Source organism: Pirellulales bacterium (assembly GCA_035533075.1).
GTDB lineage: Bacteria > Planctomycetota > Planctomycetia > Pirellulales > JAICIG01 > DASSFG01.
The window spans coordinates 1-16,061 of sequence record DATLUO010000153.1 but is presented as its reverse complement, the minus strand read 5'-3'; the positions used below and the strand labels follow the sequence as shown (position 1 = coordinate 16,061).

Genomic DNA, 16,061 nt, shown 5'->3' with positions numbered 1-16,061 from the left:
CAGAAGCGACGTCTATAAATGGTGGGCCGGCGCTCGCAAGCTCGCTGGTCCCACCCTACGTTGCCCGCCGCCTAGGCGTGGCAGCCGAGCGGCAGCACCTCGACTTCGTTCGACACCCGCTCGACGCCGCCGATCGACTTGACCAGCCGGGCCGAGAGGTCTTTCAGATACCGGGTGGGTACGCGGCCGCGGATGGTCACGTGCCCGTCGCTGCCGTCGCACTGCAAGGCCCGCAAAGGCAAGAACGGGCTTGCCGAGAGGCGCGCCTGGGCCGACTCGCGCGGCTGGGCAGCCGCCGGAACCGGGCCCTCGCGACGTTCGCCTTGCTGCGCAGCCGGCCATCGCTGCATCTGCCGCTCGACGAGCGCGCTGGTGACGGAATTCGGACGCAACGGGCTGAATAAGGTAAACATGATCTTCTCCCTGCCGCCGCAACGCCGGGCGTGGCCGGCGCGCGACTGCGGTGAAAGTGCTGTGGAAGGCGCCGGGCACACGAGACCCAACGCCGAGAGAAAAACGACGGCCGAGCGGCGTCGATCAGATTTGCAGCCGGACGCGCAGCGCGTTGAGCGTGATCAGAAGCTTCGGCTGCCGAGAGGCCGCGGTCAGCGTCGCCTGCCGCGATGCGTCGGGACAGTGCCGCCCCGACGACTCACACGCCTTCTCGCGGTCCGATAGCTCCTCGGTATCGTCGGTTTCATCCGACTCCAGGGCCACCGGCAAGGACGCATCGCCGCGGACCCATTGGCCGTCGCGATTTGGGAAGTCCGTCGGCTGGCTCGACCTGGCCTGCGCAAACAGGCTAGGGCAGGCGGGGGACGAGGCGAGAGAAGCTGATGCGAGGTAAGCGGCGATGGCGCCCAGCAAACAGGTGACGCAGTAGAGTCGCTCGCGTTTTGTCATTGAATTGCCTCGCTTCCCGCAGCCTGCGGGAGTTCCGGCCCGGTCCGCGATATAGAATCGGCAGTTGGCCAGCAAAACTTGCTCCCGTTCTTTTATTCCGCGGGGGCGGATTCTATCGCCCGGTGAACTCGGGCCGATACGGCGGTTCGCTCCGTCGCCTACACATCGTAAACGACTCAACATAAGGTAAGGTGAGGACACGACCAAGAAACGCGAGCGATTGACGCCAGGGAGCGCAGTGCTATGTTGAACTTCATGCGTCACGGAATTCTGTTCTTGCTGCTGCTTCCCTCGCTTGCCCAGGCCCAGCAGCACACCAGCGCCATCATGGCAAGTCGCAATCGTCCCGACCTGCGGATTGCCGACCGGAGCGTCGGCAAGCTGAACGACCTGGATTGCGTCATCGAACATTATCAGGGCGATTGGGCCTGGGTCCGCGAATCGACCGGGCAGGCCGGTTGGGTCAAGCGGACGGAGGTGGTGCCGATGGACGAGGCCACCGACTACTTCACGCGGAAGATTCGCCAACAGCCGGCGGTGGCCGAGTGGTACAACCGTCGTGCCGCCGTGCGGCACTACCAGGGCGAGCTCGATTCCGCCCTGGCCGACATCACCGAGGCGATTCTTCTCGACCCCAAGGCCGCGCCTTACCACAACAGTCGCGGAAACATCTTCGCGGCCAAGCACGACTACGAGCGGGCACTGGCCGACTACAACGCGGCCCTGCGTTTGGATCCGAACTTCGCCGCCGCCTGGAACAACGCCGGTTCGGCCCGCTTCCGCCAGGGCAACTACCAGAAAGCCCTGGAAGACTACGACCGGTCGATTCGGATCGAGCCCAACGACGCCTTGATCTACGGCCGTCGGGCATGGATTTTGGCGACGGCCGGGGATGCGAAGGTCCGCGACGGGAAAAAAGCGGTCGAATCGGCCCGACATGCCTGTGAATTGACGGCCTGGCAGGAATGGGGCGACATCGACACGCTGGCCGCCGCCTACGCCGAGGCCGGCGACTTCACCAGCGCTGTGAAGTATGCCAAGCGGGCGCTAGAGAAGGCGCCGCCGGACGACGCTCAGCGCGAGGAAGCCGCTGAGCACTTGCAGCTCTTCGAGGCCGGCAAGCCGGTGCGCGATTTAAAAGTGACTCGCTCAAGCCGAACATAGCAATCGATCGCGGCACCGCCTGGTGGCGCGTCATCGCCTTGACCGGCGCGTCAAGCGCCGTGATACTAGGGCATGGCCACCGTCGAATTGACGCCCCAGGCGGACGCGCAATTCCAAGCCCTGCCGCGCGGCATCCGCCCGCGCGTCGCGCGATTGCTCGACCGTTTGGAGCAATGGCCCGACGTGAGCGGGGCAAGCCGAGCTGGCTCGCCGCGCCGGCATTCGGCCGGAAACGCTGAACCGCATCGAACAAGCGAAGCGTTCGCCGAGCCTGAGTACGTTCGACAAGGTACATCGCGCCTTGGAAGCCGGCGAAGCGAAACAACCACAAAAAGCCAGCCGTAGGCGAGCAACGTAAAGTAGCGCAACCGTCGGCTGGCGGATGCTCGGCCGATCCCGTCGCCTTGACGTCTCCGCGGCGTGCTATCCCGCGTTGCCGCGCTGCCGGGCGTCCTGCTTGCGTTGTTTCAGCAGTTTTCGCAGACGACCGCCGGGGGCCCACAATCGCAGCGCGGCTGCCCGTTGCTTGTCTTTAATTTCCTGTCGCCTCTTCTTGGTCATCTCTTTGCGCGGTGCGGCTTGCCGCTCGGCTTCTTTGGCGTGCATGCGGGCCAGAATTGCCGCGGCCGTCCGTCGCTTGACGGGCTTCTTCTTCGAGTTCTTCTTGGCCATGTGGGCCAGCATAACAGCCGCGCCGCGCGGGTCAAGTCAGCACGCCTTGTGGCCGGCCGCGGCAAGCGCTAGAATCGAAGAGTGCCCGGCCGATGCTGCCGGGCCTGTTTGTCTCGGCACGTCGTTGGTATCAGGGCGAAAGGCTTGCTATGCCCCGTCGGTTTGTGAATCAGTTCGGCCATCAAGAGGCCGTCGACCAGGTGTTTCTCGTTTCGCAAAAGCAGTTGCGCCCCAACCGCAACGGCAATCTCTATTTGCAGGTTGAATTGTCGGACCGCAGCGGCACGATCAGCGCCCGCATGTGGAACGCCAGCGAAGTCGAATATCGCAACTTCGACGACGGCGATTTCGTGCGCGTCGAGGGGAACACGCAAGTCTATCAGGGCTGCTTGCAGCTCATCGCCTCGAATATCTGCAAGGCCCGGCACGACGAGATCGATTACGGCGATTTCATGCCCGTCGGGCCGCAGGAAATCGAACGGCTGGCGTCGCGGCTGAAAGAGCTGTTGCGCGGCATGAAAAGCCCGCCCCTGCTGACCTTGGCGGAATGTTTTCTGATCGACGACCAGTTCATGGGCCGGTTCACGCGCGCCCCTGCCGGCGTCAAGAACCACCACGCCTACGTGGGCGGCCTGTTGGAGCACGTCGTCAGCCTGATGGAGATCTGCACGCGCGTGGCGCCGCTCTATCGTTCGCTCGATCCCGACCTGCTGTTGATGGGCGCGTTCTTGCACGACGCCGGAAAAATCGGCGAGCTGAGTTACGACCGCGGCTTCGCCTATACCGACGAAGGGCAGCTCATCGGGCACGTGGTGATGGGGCTGAACCTGCTCGAGGCCAAGCTGCGCGAAGCCGAACGGCTGTCGGGCGAAGCCGTGCCTGAAGAACTCGCCCTGCGGCTGAAGCACATGATCGTCAGCCATCACGGGCAATACGAGTACGGCAGTCCCAAGTTGCCGATGACCTTGGAAGCCGTGGCGCTGCACCATCTCGACAATCTCGACGCCAAGCTGCACAGTTTCGAGCAACAGATGCGCGACGACCCGAATGTCGAAAGCTGCTGGACCAGCTACAACCAAAACTTGGGCCGCAAGCTGTTCAAGGGACGCGATTTTCCGCGCGAGGGCCGGACAGCGGTCGCAGAACGGAACGGCGAATAAGAACAACCATGCAAATCCGAGGTAGGGTGACACCAGCGAGCTTGCGAGCGCCGGCCCACCGTGTTCGATGTGGCCTACCGTGGCGGGCCCTGGGCGAGCAACAGGCCGTTTGCGTTTGCATCCCCATCTGTGACTGAACCTGATGAAGCCCCAAGACACCAGCCTGAACGATGCTTTTGCACAGCGGCTTCTTGCCAAAGCCGCTCAATCGCAGGATCGCTTTAACGAGCCGAAGGCGTTTTACGACGCCGATGGCGATTGCATCGAGGTTTTTTTATCCGTCGACAACTACCGCGCTGAACGAGTCAACGATCGTTTGACCCTTTATGTGAATCGCGACGCAGGAACGGTCGTCGGAATTCTATTGAACCGCGCGAAGCAATTAATAAATGACCGATTTAATGGCTGACCCCGCACAAGATCTCGCGAAAGAACTGCTCGACTTCGTGAATCGGCCGAACTATCGACCGGCCAAGCCGCGGCAGATTGCCAAAAAGCTCAACCTGCCCGAATCTCGGCTGCGCGAGCTCAAGCGGCTCATCAAAGACCTGGTCAAGCAAGGCAAGCTGTCTTACGCCGACAAGCACCGCATCCTGCCGTCGATGGGCGCGGCGCCGACGGGTGAAAAGCGCAAGGCGGCTGACGGGCACATCACGGGCGTCTTTCGCCGCAATCAGGCCGGCTTCGGGTTCGTGCGGCCGGCCGGCACGCTGCCCGGCCAGGGACGCGAACAGGATATTTACGTCGCGGCCAGCGACGCGGGCGACGCCGCCAGCGGCGACGTCGTGCTGGTGCGGGTCATGCGGGGACGCGACCGAGAGCGCGCCTTCCGCGGCGTGGTCACGGAAATCATCGAACGCGAGACGCACCAGTTTGTGGGCGTCTATTTCGAGCGGGGCGGCGGCGGTTGGGTGCAGGTCGACGGCACGCTCTTCGCCCGGCCCATTTCCGTGGGCGATCCGGGCGCCAAAAACGCCCAGCCCGACGACAAAGTCGTGTTCGAGATGGTCCGCTTTCCCACGCACGTTCACGACGGCGAAGGCGTGATTACCGAAGTGTTGGGGCCGCGCGGCGAACCGGGCATCGACACCCTTTCGATCCTCCGCGAATACAGTCTGCCCGAAGCCTTTGCCGAAGACACCTTGGAGGCCGCGCGGCAAGAGGCCGACCGCTTCGACGAGACGGACCTCTCCGGCCGGCTCGACCTGACCGCCGAGACGATCATCACCATCGACCCCGTCGATGCGCGCGATTTCGACGACGCCATTTCGCTGCGCCGCGAACCGAACGGGCATTGGACGCTGGGCGTCCACATCGCCGACGTTTCGCACTTCGTTCGGCCGGGCACGCCGCTCGATCGCGAAGCGTATCAGCGCGGCACGAGCGTTTACCTGCCCGATCGCGTCGTGCCGATGTTGCCCGAAATCATCTCCAACGGCCTGGCGAGCCTGCAACCCGACCGCGTCCGCTACACGAAGACCGCCTTGCTGGAGTTCACGGCCGACGGCGTACCGGTGGCGAGCGAGTTTCATACGGCGGCGATCAAGAGCAAGCGGCGCTTCAGCTATGAAGAGATCGACGAATACCTGGCCGATCCGGAGGCCTGGCAAGGGCGGCTGACTCCCGAAGTCCACGCCTTGGTCGGCCGGATGCACGAGCTGGCGATGACGCTCCGCCGCCGCCGCTTGGCCCGCGGCGCGCTGGAGCTTTCGATGAACGAGATCAAGGTCGATCTCGACCGCCACGGCCGCGTGGTCGGGGCCCACAAGGTGGTGAACACCGAGAGCCACCAGATGATCGAAGCGTTCATGCTGTCGGCCAACGAGGCGGTCGCCCGGCGGCTGAAGGAGGCCGAGTGGCACTTTCTGCGCCGCGTTCATCACTCGCCCGATCCGCGCAAGTTGACGGCGCTCACCGAGTTCGTGTCGGCGTTGGGGCATCCGACGGAAAGCCTGCAAAGCCGCTTCGAGCTGCAAAAGCTGCTGCGAGAGGTGCTCGGTCAGCCCGAGCAACAGGCCGTGAACTACGCCGTGCTGCGCAGTTTGCAGCGCGCCGTCTACAGCCCCGAAGAAGAAGGCCATTTCGCTTTGGCCAGCGACTGTTATTGTCACTTCACGTCGCCCATCCGCCGCTATCCCGACCTGACGATTCATCGGCTGCTGGAGCTGCTGCTGCGAGGCGGCAAGCCGCGCAACGACTTCTCGGAATTGGCCGTGCTCGGCGAACATTGTTCGGAGCGCGAGCAACGGGCGGAAGAGGCCGAGCGAGAACTGACCAAGGTCAAGTTGCTCAATTATCTCAGCGGGCGCATCGGCGAGGAAATGGACGCCGTGATCACCGGCGTCGAGCAGTTCGGGCTGTTCGCTCAAGGCATCGAATTGCCGGCGGAAGGGCTGATTCACGTCACGTCGTTGGCCGACGACTACTATCAGTACGACCGCCGCACCCACACGCTTTCGGGCCGCCGTTCGGAGAATCAATTCCGGCTGGGCGACCGAGTGCGGGTGGTGGTGGCGCAGGTCGACGTCGACCGCCGCGAGCTCGACTTCCGGCTGGTGGCGCGGCGCGGCCATGTCGGCGAGGACGGCGAGGCGGGCCAAGGCCACGATTCGTCCAAGCCGCGGCGGCGCTCGGCCGCGGACCGCGGCGGTTCTCAACAGACCCGGCCCGGCAAACGCCCCACCAAGCCCGAAGCCGGCAAGAAAGGCAAGCGGCGACGCTAGTCGTCATGCCAACCTCGCCGATCTTGACGACCCGCGGGCTGACCCTCCGCTTCGGCGGCCTGACCGCCGTCAGCCATCTCGATGTCGACATCGAGCGCGGGAGCATCACGTCGATCATCGGGCCGAACGGCGCGGGAAAGACCACGCTCTTTAACACCATCAGCGGCCTCGTGGCGCCGACGGTCGGCGACGTTCATATCGACGGGCACGACGTTCGACGAGCCTGGTCCTGGCGGCCGGCACTGGCCGCCGTCGCCGTCGGCCTCGCTACGGCCCTCGCCGCCGCATGCCTGGCGTTGAACCTCAACGGCCTATGGCGGGCGACCGTGCGGCGGCCGACGAGCTACTCCACCGGGCCGTTTACCTACGCCGCCGCCGGGACTGCCGCCCGCGATTATCTGCGCGGACGCCTGGCCCTGGAGCGACAGAGCAACGGCCGCTGGGCCGTGGTGACGGCGGATGGAAGCACCTCGCTGGCCGTCGCGGAAAACCGCGAGGCCGCCGACGAGTTGCGACGCGAATACGAAGCGATCCTCGCAGCCGGTCCCGATGACGCGGTTGTCGAAACGCTCGGCGGCCGGTGGCGGCTGACATCCGCTCAGCTGCGCTTCCCTTCGCGCGACGCGGCCCTGGCCAAGCGAGACCTGCTCGTCGACGTGGCGCGTCGACGGCGAGCGAAGGCGCGGCTTGCGGTTTTCGCGGCGCTCGCCGGATCGGTGGTCGGAGGCCTGGGCGCAGTGACCGTCTGGAGCCGTTCGCGATGGACGCCCGAACGAGTCACCGCGGCCGGTCTCGCCAGAACGTTTCAGAATTTGCGGGTTTTCAGACGGATGACCGTGCTGGAGAATGTGCTGGTCGCGATCGAAGCGGCCCGGCCTCAACCGTTCGGCCGGAAATATCTGGCTCGCGCAGGCGAGACGCCCGCACCACAAACGGCAGCCGGCGAGACGGCCGCACCACAAGGCGGCAAACGACTTGTGGGAAGCGTGGAACAGGCGCGGCGGCTGCTGGAGTTCGTGGGCCTGACGCCGCTGGCCGAGCGCCGCGCCGGAGAGTTGGCGTATGGCGATCAGCGGCGGTTGGAAATCGCCCGTGCTTTGGCGATAGGCCCCCGTTTACTGTTGCTCGACGAGCCGGCGGCGGGCATGAACGCCACCGAAACGGCGCGGCTGATGGAACTGATTCGTGAGATCCGCGCGTCGGGCGTTACGGTCGTGCTGATCGAGCACGAAATGGACCTGGTGATGGGAATGTCCGATCAGGTGATCGTGCTCGATGCGGGCAAAAAGATCGCGGAAGGCCCGCCGCAAGTCGTGCGGCGGCATCCGGCCGTGATCGAAGCGTACTTGGGCACGTAGCCCGCTACATTTGAAATGCGGGCCGGCAACCGACTTTTGAGGGGTCGCCTGGGCAGACCGCCCTTTCGCGGTGTATATTTACGGTGGTTCAACCAATCGCTTGCTCTCAATTCAAAGAGGTTGCCGATGACTCGTTCCATGTTGCTCACCGTTGCTCGATCGCTGTCGTGTGCCGCCTTGCTGCTGGCCGGCGGCGGCGCGAGCTACGCCCAGTCGCTGAATCCCAATCCGTTGCTTCCCTCCGGCGTGGGCAGCGCCAGCGACATCGATATGTCGCGCGGCGGGGGCGGCGGCAGGCTGGGCCGTGGCGTCGGACCTTCCGGCCGCATCGAGGCCAATCCCGCCGACACGCTGCTCAGGGGAATCAACGGCACCAATAACGGCCGCCGCACGGGCCGCGGTGAGTTCGCCGACGCCCGACGCCGCAATACCGGTTATCGCGGCGGCACGCTGAAGATCGAAGAGGGGGCGGTCCGCTTCGATCGGCGTGGGGCCTACGAAGAGGCGATTTACGGGTCGAAACGCGGGTCGTATACCCAACTGACGCGGCGGCGCGGGCGCAGCGGTTAAGCCGGACGGTCACGGCCCGCCCGGCAGGCCGGCTGCCGCGAGCCGACGGAACTCCTCGAAGCGCTGCCGCCAGATCTGTTCCAGTTCGCGCGACTTGTCGGGATAGGCGGTCGCCAGGTTGTTCTCTTCGCAACGATCGACGCTGAGATCGTAAAGCTGCCAATCGGCGTTTTCGCCCGCCGCCACGATCTTCCAGTCGCCCAGCCGCAAGGCCCGGTTCCCTTCATGCAGCCACCACAGCTCGTCCCGCGCGATTCGGCGGTCGGCGGCAAAGGCGGGCACGAGGCTCTTGCCCGGCGCGGCGGGCACCGGCTTGCCTTGCCACGTTTCAGGGCGTTGGCCGCCGGCGAGCTCCAGCACGGTGGGCACGAGGTCGACGACGTGACCCGCGGTCTGCCGCAATTCGCCCCGCGCGGCGATGCCCCGCGGCCAATGTACGATCAGCGGCGTGGAGATGCCGCCTTCATGCACCCAGGTCTTATGACGCCGATGCGGCGTGTTGGACACCGTCGACCAGCCGGGGCCGAGGCAGAGGTGCGTGGCGGCCGAACCGGGTGGCGCCGAAGGATCGTGCCCGTCGTCGCGCACCATGATCTCGGCACTGGCGCCGTTGTCGGAAAGAAAGAAGAGCACCGTATTGTCGAGGGCCTTCATGTCGCGGAGCTGATCGAGCAGGCGGCCGATCTCGCGGTCCATGCGATCGACCATCGCCGCATGGATGGCCATCTTCACGGCCTGGAACTCGCGCTGCTCGTCGGTCAGCTTGTCCCAGGGCAGCGGCCGGTTCACTTCGCCGGGGCCAAGCTTCTTGATCGCGTCGGGAAAATCGTAGGGCGGCCCCACGTCGGTCTCCACGGCGGAGAGCGGGCAATCGACGATGCCCAGTTCTTTCATGCGCGCGTAGCGGGCGCTGCGCACCAACTGCCAACCCTGTCGATAACGCTGGCGGTAGCGGTCGATGTCGGGCTGCAAGGCTTGCAGCGGAAAGTGCGGCGAAGTGAAGGCCACATAGTGAAAGAACGGCCGATCGACGTAACTCGCGGCATGCTCTCGCAGACATTTTAAGGCGTGGTCGGCGATGGCGGTGGTGGCGTAGTAACCCGTGCCCGGCTCGACCGGAGGGAGCTTTTGATCGTCCTCGTAATGCACGCGCGGGCTGAAAAAGCGGCCCTGGTCTTGCAGGTAATACGAACGATCGAAGCCGCCGGCCAAAGGCATGCCGTCGATGTGCCATTTGCCGGAGTGATAGGAGCGATAACCGAGCGGCTTGAGCATCTCTGGCAGCAGTCGCGCCCAGGCCGGCCTCGTGCCGACGCGAATGCCGGGCAAGGTATCGCGCCGCACCTGTTGGGCATAGTAGCCGGTGAGCAAAGCCCCCCGTGTCGGCCAGCAGCGGGCGGTGTTGTAGAACTGCGTGAACCGCAAACCGCCCGCGGCCAAAGCGTCGAGGTTGGGCGTCTCGATTTCGCTGCCGTAACAGCCCAGGTCGGAATAGCCCAGGTCGTCGGCCAGGATAATGACAACATTCGGCTTCTCTGCCGCAAGTGCGGAAAGCGGCAGCAGGAATGCGACGATGGTGGCGATATGGCGCATCACGGCTTTAAATGGCTTCGCCGCCGCGTTCGCCGGTGCGGATGCGAATGCAGTCTTCCAGCGGCAGCACGAAGATTTTGCCGTCGCCGATTTCGCCGCTGGTTCCCGTGCGGCCGCCCTTGATGATGGCCTCGATCGTCGGCTCGACGAATTCTTCATTGACGGCGATTTGCAACTGCACCTTCCGCAGCAGGTTGACGGAGAACTCGTGCCCGCGATACGTCTCGGTGTGGCCCTTCTGCCGGCCGAAGCCCTGCACGTCCATCACCGTGAGACGGAACACCTCGACCTCGGTCAGGGCGGCTTTGACCGCTTCCAGCCGGCTCGGTTGGATGATGGCGATGATCAACTTCATAATTGGCCCTTGCTTGGTTCCCGGCTTTCAATCGTAAAGCACAAGCCAGATTGTCACAAGGCTTACGGGCAACAAACACACAAACCCGAAGCGCAAGCGAGGTCAACGGCATCGCGCCTCGCTTGCGCTTCGCGCTTAGTCAAGTCAGGTGCGGCCCAGATCGCCGGCCATTCAGAGAGAAAGAACGCCCCGACTTGGGTGGACTAGGCGGAGCGTCCACCCAAGCCGATGGGGCATCCTTCTGGCCCAGGCAGGTGCCAAAAAGCGTTAAGGAGGTGTCCTGCGGCGAAGTGCGTAGACCCAGAGGCGGGATCCACGCCTCTGAGTCACGCATCGCACGCCCAAGTCAAGCAGAAGCAACCCCTGTGCCACGGGCTGGCGGCGGCATTGTCTGTCAGCACCAGACCTCGGCGTGGCAACGACTTACAGCCGAAAAACTGGGCCGCGACCTTGGCCTGCGAGAGGCGTGCGAATGGCTGGCTGCCTAAACTTCGGGCACGCCGCGGCTAGGTGCGAGGCATGACGGCTTGGGGTCCGGCCAAAAAAACAACCCCCCGCCTAAATGGCGGTGGCTGGGGCAGAGCCGCGCCGATTGGGCAGTTCCTCGGAAACCGCTCCACCGCGGCGATGCCCCGGTAGCGCCACGACCGGGGCGTCGCTGGCCGGCGGTACGTATTGCGATGGCCGGATCGACTGCGGCCAGCTTCTGCCCCAGCCACCGAAGATGTCCCCGTGGAATATAGCAACTTGGCGGGTGGTTGAAAAAAAAACGCCGCCCGGTCGCGCGAGCAACCGGGCGGCGTGGAGTAGGTCCGGATTCAACCGCCGCTCATGCCACCACCGCCGTTAGAATGTGACGATCGCGTCGGTGTACAGCGCTTGTTGAAAGTTCTTCGTGCCGCCATCGTACGGCTTCAGACCGTTCACGTCGTTGTTGCCGTGGTACCAGTCGGCACGGAAGTTGGGCCGTATGACCAAGTTGGGCAGCGGGGTCCAGCGAGGACCGATCGTGAAGTTGTAGAAGTTGCCCGCGAAGCCGGGGCCTCGCGACCAGCCTGATGCGGAGGGGCTGCCGGGCGAGGGCACGGGAGCCGCCACGCGGAAGCCTTCTTCGTCGCGGAACCATTCGAACTCGACGCCGTAGCTCACGATATCGTTCTTCTTGTAGTAGAGATAATTGTTGAAGCCGTACCAACGGGCGGTCTTGCCCGTGATGGTAGCGTTTCCTTGCACGCCGAAGTCGCTCTGGGCAATCCAGGTCAGCTTCTCGCTGATCTTTTTCAGCGGGCGGGTATAGACCAAGGTCTGGAAGTAGCGTTGCGAGAAAGCTTTGGCGGCGTTCTGCGTCGGTTCCGTGCTATAGACCTGGACGAAGGCCAGCGAGTCGTCGGCGTTGCCGTTGAGGGTGGCCGTGCCGAGGTAGCCGCCGTGCTTGTTGAAAGTGCTGTCGAAGGCATCCCAGCCGTGGATCAAACCGGCTCCCAAATTGAGCTTTTCGGTCGCCTGATAGTTGGCGAGTACGCCGGTGTGAGTGAAGGGTTCGCCGTACTGATAGGTGTAAGGAATCGTATTGAAGAAGTTGTTATAGGTGCCTACGGTGTAGAAGCCGACCGGCGAAATGAAGTGACCGATCTTCACTTTCAGGTCGTTGTAGGCCACTTCGGCATAAGCCGTCGGAATCGCCAGGCCATAGGTTTTGCCGGTGTTGAAAGTGCTTTCCAGGCCCGCTTCCGTGTCCCAGCGGTAGCTGCTGCCATAAAATGCATCGAAACGAAAGCCGGCATCCCAGCCTTCGCCCTTCGTGTCTGTGGGCTTGACCGCGTAGAGCCAGAACTCGTTCAACTGATACTGGTTGGCCTGGTCGAGCCACGTCACCGGGCCGTTGCGGCCGTCCGACGGATTGTACGGATTCCAGGTGTAGCTTTGGGCCAGCCAGCCGCCGACGGCGATGTTGTGCTGTTTTAACCTGGGCATGTGCTCGGCCAAAACGAACGGCTTGCCCAGTTCGTACAGGCAGCAGCCGTGCCCCCAGCAACCCAGAGGACCCGTGCAGCACTGCTTGCACGGTTCTTCTTCTTTTGCTTCTTCCTCCTTGGCGGCACAGCCGGCTTCCGCCTCTTCGGCCTCGGGTTGCGCGCAGCAGCCCAGGTTTTGCGTCTTTTGCCTGGCGTACGAGGCGGTGATGAAGCCGGGCCGCAGCATACCGTCACGGCTTGGCGGGCTGTCGCTCGATGCCGACGGCTTCTTGGCCGTGGAGGGGGCCGATGCGGGCGACGCGCTGGGTGGCGGGTCGTCGTACCTCACCGCGGCCCCTTGAGCATACTGAGTTGCCGGCGACGCGCCGGCGGCGCTCGGGGATTGTTGGGCGACGGCTGGGCCGGCGGAAAGCAGACCCGCCAACGCGGCCGCCACCGCCAGTCGAGAAGTGACCATAATCCATACTCCATTACAACATGACACGTTGGAACGCCACGTGCCCGCCAGGAGCAAGCCTTGCGACCATCGCGATCGTGAGGCTTGACGCACGCAGGAGAGGCAATCTCTCGCCGAATCCGGTCGGCCAATGGGAGCTATCGGATCCGCAATCTGGCAAAGTCAAGTGAAAGGACCGCTTTTGCGTTACAGGCAACCAAGTTACGGCGCCGCGTCTGTGGGTTATGCCGTCTAGGCAAACATTGCCGGGCAGCCGCGATCGCTGCTCGCTTGCGCTTTTTGATAGGGCGCTTGCGACAGCTTGCAACGTGGCGTAACCGTCCTCGCTTGCGAGACCGACAGCCGCAAGCCGGGACGCTTACGCCACGCCTGGGCCAAAGTATAGAATGAGCCGGTCGCGACATACCGGAACGCGGAGGAGCCCTTCATGCCTAATCGCCAGCAACTCGGCGGCGTGATCCATACTTATCAGAAGTACGACCCCAAGAACATTCCCAGCCCCACGCAGCCGCCGCCCGATATGGTGTCGGGCGCCATGGAGCACATGCTGGCCTACGGCAGTCTCCGCGAGTTGACGGAGGAAGAGTTGGCCCGCGCGGTGCATCTCGATCCCAGCCAGATCGCCGGCCTGGGTCCAAGTCTGGAAGCGCTTCGCGAGATGCTGCTGGAGCGCAAGCGGCGGATTCTGGAGAAATATGAAACCCGGCAGGTGCGCGAAACGGCCCGCCGCGAGTATCGCGCGGCCGGCCAGCGAATCAAGCCGCCCAAGCCGTTGCGGCAGCCGTTCGAGCGGGCCTTCGAAGAAGAGCAACTCCGCGAGTTGGAAAGGCTGTGGTACAAGGCCGGCGGAGAGCGGTCGCCGTTCTCCGCCGAGCTGCTGCCGCTCATCGAACGGCTGGGCGAGAAATACCAGGTCGACGAGCTGGCGGCCAAGTACGAGTTCACCGGACGCACGGCCATGACCGTGCCGCGGGCGTTGGCGATCAAGGAAGAACTGGAGTCGATCGACCGCTTGCTCAAGCAGCTTGAAGAGGCGGCCAAGACGGCGCAAGTCGCCGCGATCGACATCGAAGAGCTATCCAAGTTCGCCGAGCCGGGACAGATCGAAGAACTCAACGCCCTGGCGCAGCAGATCGAAGACTACGTCCGCAAGATGGCCGAGCGGCAGGGCATCGAGCGGACGCGACGCGGCTTTCAGCTCACGCCCAAAGCCTACCGCATTTTTCAGGGCAAGCTGCTGGAGCGGATTTTCAGTCAATTGCAAGCCTCTCGCACCGGGCGGCACCAAGGCCCGATCGTCGGCGAAGGGGCCGTCGAGCTGGAGCGGACCAAGTCTTACGAGTTCGGCGATTCGGTGGCCGACATGGACGTGCCGGCCTCGTTCACCAACGCGCTCATCCGCCGCGGCCCCGGTTTGCCCGTGCGGATGAACGCCGACGACATCGTCATTCACCGCACGCGCAACACGCCCAAATGCGCCACCGTGGTGGTGATGGACATGAGCGGCTCGATGCGCTACGGCGGGCTGTACGTCAACGTCAAGCGGATGGGCCTGGCGCTCGACGGCCTGATCCGCCGCGAGTATCCGGGCGACTTCCTGCAGTTCATCGAGATGTACACCTTCGCCAAGCCGCGGCTTTCGGCCGACCTGGTCCACCTGATGCCCAAGCCGGTGACGATCAACGATCCGTATGTGGCCCTCAGGGCCGACATGAGCCGCGAAGACATCAGCGAGTTTCACATTCCGCCGCACTTCACGAACATCCAGCACGGCTTGCAGTTGGCCCGCAAGTTTCTGGCCAACCAACCGACGCCGAACCGGCAGGTGATTTTGATCACCGACGGGCTGCCGACGGCCCACTTCGAGGGCCCGATGCTCTATCTGCTTTATCCGCCCGACCCGCGCACCGAGTCGGCCACACTGCGCGAGGGGCAGCTTTGCCGGCGCGACGGCGTGACGATCAACCTGTTTCTGCTGCAAAGCTGGTCGCAGTCGGTCGAGGACGTGCGTTTCGCCCATCGTCTGGCCGAATCGACCAAGGGCCGCGTGTTTTTCACCGCCGGGCGCGATCTCGACCGCTACGTGGTGTGGGATTACGTGCAGCGCCGCCGGGCGATCGTGTCGTAACCCGCCCCGCCGGGTAGTGATTCCATTTCAGCCGTTGTCAAATAAAGTGCTCGCCTCCCTCGACGATCCGTTCCGCACTGCGCTGCTGTCGATGTACGACAACGAGCCCCAATCGGGAGAGGACGGTCTTTCAGTTCATCGAAGAGACGTCCGCCACGGCACTGGGACGCTTGGTTGACGAACACCGCAGATTTGAGGTGATCTTCATCGACGGCAGCCATCTGTTTGACGCGGTGAACGGAATTTGCGTGAAGCGAAACTTCACGCGGCCGAGAATCAGACATCGGCGGTGGCTGGGGCAGAGCCTGGCCAAGTGCAGGCTGGCACTCCGTTCATCTCGGCGGCCAGGCGATGCCCCGGTTGGACGCAGCGGGGCATCGCTTGGCCGTCACGCTGTTCGACACATGAGGGCCTTCGCGCGCTCGACATCGCAGCCGGGCACGCCGCCAAGCTGCACGATGCGCGACGAGAGCTAGTAGGCGAGCGAGGCCACAACCGGGTTCATCTCCCCGGCCGACGGAGGAAAGCTGCGGCAACAGGCTTCACACGCATCGCGGCGAACGCGAAACAGCGTTTCATCCTCGGCCCCGGTGACCTGGGCCAGCAGGCCGCAACGCGCTGCCTCCCACGGCCCTTCGCTCGGCGACGGTCCGCGGAAACGACATTCTTCAACTTGTCTTGGGACAGATCATCAAGTCGACGCGCGCCAGCCTATCGTGCTCCGGGTGCAGACACTCCCAGTTCGGAACGCAGGCAATCTTCGGCCAGCGTGGCGATTAATTCCGCCGTCTCGGCGTGCGAATAGGGGAGTCAGCGAAGCAAGACACCCAGCCTTTTTCCCTGTGCCCTACAAGCCGTCCTCTGAGAGGCTATCCGAAAACTGATCTTGCCGTAAGTCGGGATTTGGCGGACGTTTCGTGCATTCCCATCACTTGCAAAGGAGTGCGCGAGCATGTCGAACCAAACCTTGACTCGGAAGGCGTATCCCTCGGACCTGACGGA

13 protein-coding genes are annotated in these 16,061 nt (G+C 64.0%); 7 read left to right on the top strand and 6 right to left on the bottom strand.

The genetic code is table 11. The annotated features are described in order from the left end of the window. Positions 1 to 71: 71 nt before the first annotated feature. Both VNH11_19495 and VNH11_19490 read right to left on the bottom strand, forming a co-directional pair. Complete coding sequence (locus tag VNH11_19495; GenBank protein ID HVA48559.1) at positions 72 to 413, bottom strand: BON domain-containing protein; 342 nt, start codon at positions 411 to 413, stop codon at positions 72 to 74. A gap of 124 nt (positions 414 to 537) precedes the next feature. Further along, the gene (locus VNH11_19490; GenBank protein HVA48558.1) at positions 538 to 903 is read right to left on the bottom strand and encodes a hypothetical protein; all 366 of its coding nucleotides are present in this window, start codon (positions 901 to 903) and stop codon (positions 538 to 540) included. 243 nt (positions 904 to 1,146) lie between these two features. On the opposite strand from VNH11_19490, the gene VNH11_19485 reads away from it, so the two are divergent. Then, a complete protein-coding gene (locus VNH11_19485; GenBank protein HVA48557.1) occupies positions 1,147 to 2,067 on the top strand; it encodes a tetratricopeptide repeat protein in 921 nt (306 codons plus the stop codon). Positions 2,068 to 2,490: 423 nt separating this feature from the next. Here VNH11_19485 and VNH11_19480 read toward each other — a convergent pair whose 3' ends face one another. Beyond that, positions 2,491 to 2,739, bottom strand: a complete 249-nt coding sequence (locus VNH11_19480) for a hypothetical protein (protein ID HVA48556.1) — start codon at positions 2,737 to 2,739, stop codon at positions 2,491 to 2,493. Positions 2,740 to 2,888: 149 nt separating this feature from the next. On the opposite strand from VNH11_19480, the gene VNH11_19475 reads away from it, so the two are divergent. The 5 genes from VNH11_19475 to VNH11_19455 all read left to right on the top strand — a co-directional run bounded on the left by VNH11_19475 (position 2,889) and on the right by VNH11_19455 (position 8,550). Beyond that, entirely contained in the window at positions 2,889 to 3,899 is a 1,011-nt protein-coding gene (locus tag VNH11_19475) for an HD domain-containing protein (GenBank protein HVA48555.1), read from the top strand. 142 nt (positions 3,900 to 4,041) lie between these two features. Next, positions 4,042 to 4,308: a hypothetical protein gene (locus VNH11_19470; GenBank protein ID HVA48554.1), complete on the top strand. Its 267-nt coding sequence runs from the start codon at positions 4,042 to 4,044 to the stop codon at positions 4,306 to 4,308. Continuing rightward, entirely contained in the window at positions 4,301 to 6,622 is a 2,322-nt protein-coding gene (gene rnr, locus VNH11_19465) for a ribonuclease R (protein ID HVA48553.1), read from the top strand. Before VNH11_19470 ends, rnr begins: the two co-directional genes overlap by 8 nt. Before the next feature lie 5 nt (positions 6,623 to 6,627). Continuing rightward, on the top strand, positions 6,628 to 7,980 hold the full coding sequence (locus VNH11_19460; GenBank protein ID HVA48552.1) for an ABC transporter ATP-binding protein: 1,353 nt from the start codon (positions 6,628 to 6,630) through the stop codon (positions 7,978 to 7,980). A gap of 126 nt (positions 7,981 to 8,106) precedes the next feature. Further along, positions 8,107 to 8,550 (top strand): hypothetical protein, encoded by a 444-nt coding sequence (locus VNH11_19455; protein HVA48551.1) that lies wholly within the window; start codon positions 8,107 to 8,109, stop codon positions 8,548 to 8,550. A 9-nt stretch (positions 8,551 to 8,559) separates the two neighbouring features. Here the strand turns inward: VNH11_19455 and VNH11_19450 are convergent, their stop codons facing one another. From VNH11_19450 to VNH11_19440, 3 genes are all read right to left on the bottom strand, one after another. Further along, positions 8,560 to 10,143, bottom strand: coding sequence for an arylsulfatase (locus VNH11_19450; GenBank protein ID HVA48550.1), 1,584 nt, complete (start codon positions 10,141 to 10,143; stop codon positions 8,560 to 8,562). 7 nt (positions 10,144 to 10,150) lie between these two features. Next, positions 10,151 to 10,498 (bottom strand): P-II family nitrogen regulator, encoded by a 348-nt coding sequence (locus VNH11_19445; protein ID HVA48549.1) that lies wholly within the window; start codon positions 10,496 to 10,498, stop codon positions 10,151 to 10,153. An 846-nt stretch (positions 10,499 to 11,344) separates the two neighbouring features. Further along, a complete protein-coding gene (locus VNH11_19440) occupies positions 11,345 to 12,931 on the bottom strand; it encodes an outer membrane beta-barrel protein (protein ID HVA48548.1) in 1,587 nt (528 codons plus the stop codon). Between the two features lie 427 nt (positions 12,932 to 13,358). Here VNH11_19440 and VNH11_19435 point away from each other — a divergent pair, with 427 nt between their 5' ends. Continuing rightward, the gene (locus VNH11_19435) at positions 13,359 to 15,059 is read left to right on the top strand and encodes a hypothetical protein (protein HVA48547.1); all 1,701 of its coding nucleotides are present in this window, start codon (positions 13,359 to 13,361) and stop codon (positions 15,057 to 15,059) included. Positions 15,060 to 16,061 lie beyond the last annotated feature (1,002 nt).

Coding starts and splice junctions, on each gene's coding strand:
- VNH11_19435 (HVA48547.1), top strand. CDS start 13,359: ATGCCTAATCGCCAGCAACTCGGCGGCGTGATCCATACTTATCAGAAG.
- VNH11_19460 (HVA48552.1), top strand. CDS start 6,628: ATGCCAACCTCGCCGATCTTGACGACCCGCGGGCTGACCCTCCGCTTC.
- VNH11_19450 (HVA48550.1), bottom strand. CDS start 10,143: ATGCGCCATATCGCCACCATCGTCGCATTCCTGCTGCCGCTTTCCGCA.
- VNH11_19475 (HVA48555.1), top strand. CDS start 2,889: ATGCCCCGTCGGTTTGTGAATCAGTTCGGCCATCAAGAGGCCGTCGAC.
- VNH11_19495 (HVA48559.1), bottom strand. CDS start 413: ATGTTTACCTTATTCAGCCCGTTGCGTCCGAATTCCGTCACCAGCGCG.
- VNH11_19490 (HVA48558.1), bottom strand. CDS start 903: ATGACAAAACGCGAGCGACTCTACTGCGTCACCTGTTTGCTGGGCGCC.
- rnr (HVA48553.1), top strand. CDS start 4,301: ATGGCTGACCCCGCACAAGATCTCGCGAAAGAACTGCTCGACTTCGTG.
- VNH11_19485 (HVA48557.1), top strand. CDS start 1,147: ATGTTGAACTTCATGCGTCACGGAATTCTGTTCTTGCTGCTGCTTCCC.
- VNH11_19470 (HVA48554.1), top strand. CDS start 4,042: ATGAAGCCCCAAGACACCAGCCTGAACGATGCTTTTGCACAGCGGCTT.
- VNH11_19440 (HVA48548.1), bottom strand. CDS start 12,931: ATGGTCACTTCTCGACTGGCGGTGGCGGCCGCGTTGGCGGGTCTGCTT.
- VNH11_19445 (HVA48549.1), bottom strand. CDS start 10,498: ATGAAGTTGATCATCGCCATCATCCAACCGAGCCGGCTGGAAGCGGTC.
- VNH11_19455 (HVA48551.1), top strand. CDS start 8,107: ATGACTCGTTCCATGTTGCTCACCGTTGCTCGATCGCTGTCGTGTGCC.
- VNH11_19480 (HVA48556.1), bottom strand. CDS start 2,739: ATGGCCAAGAAGAACTCGAAGAAGAAGCCCGTCAAGCGACGGACGGCC.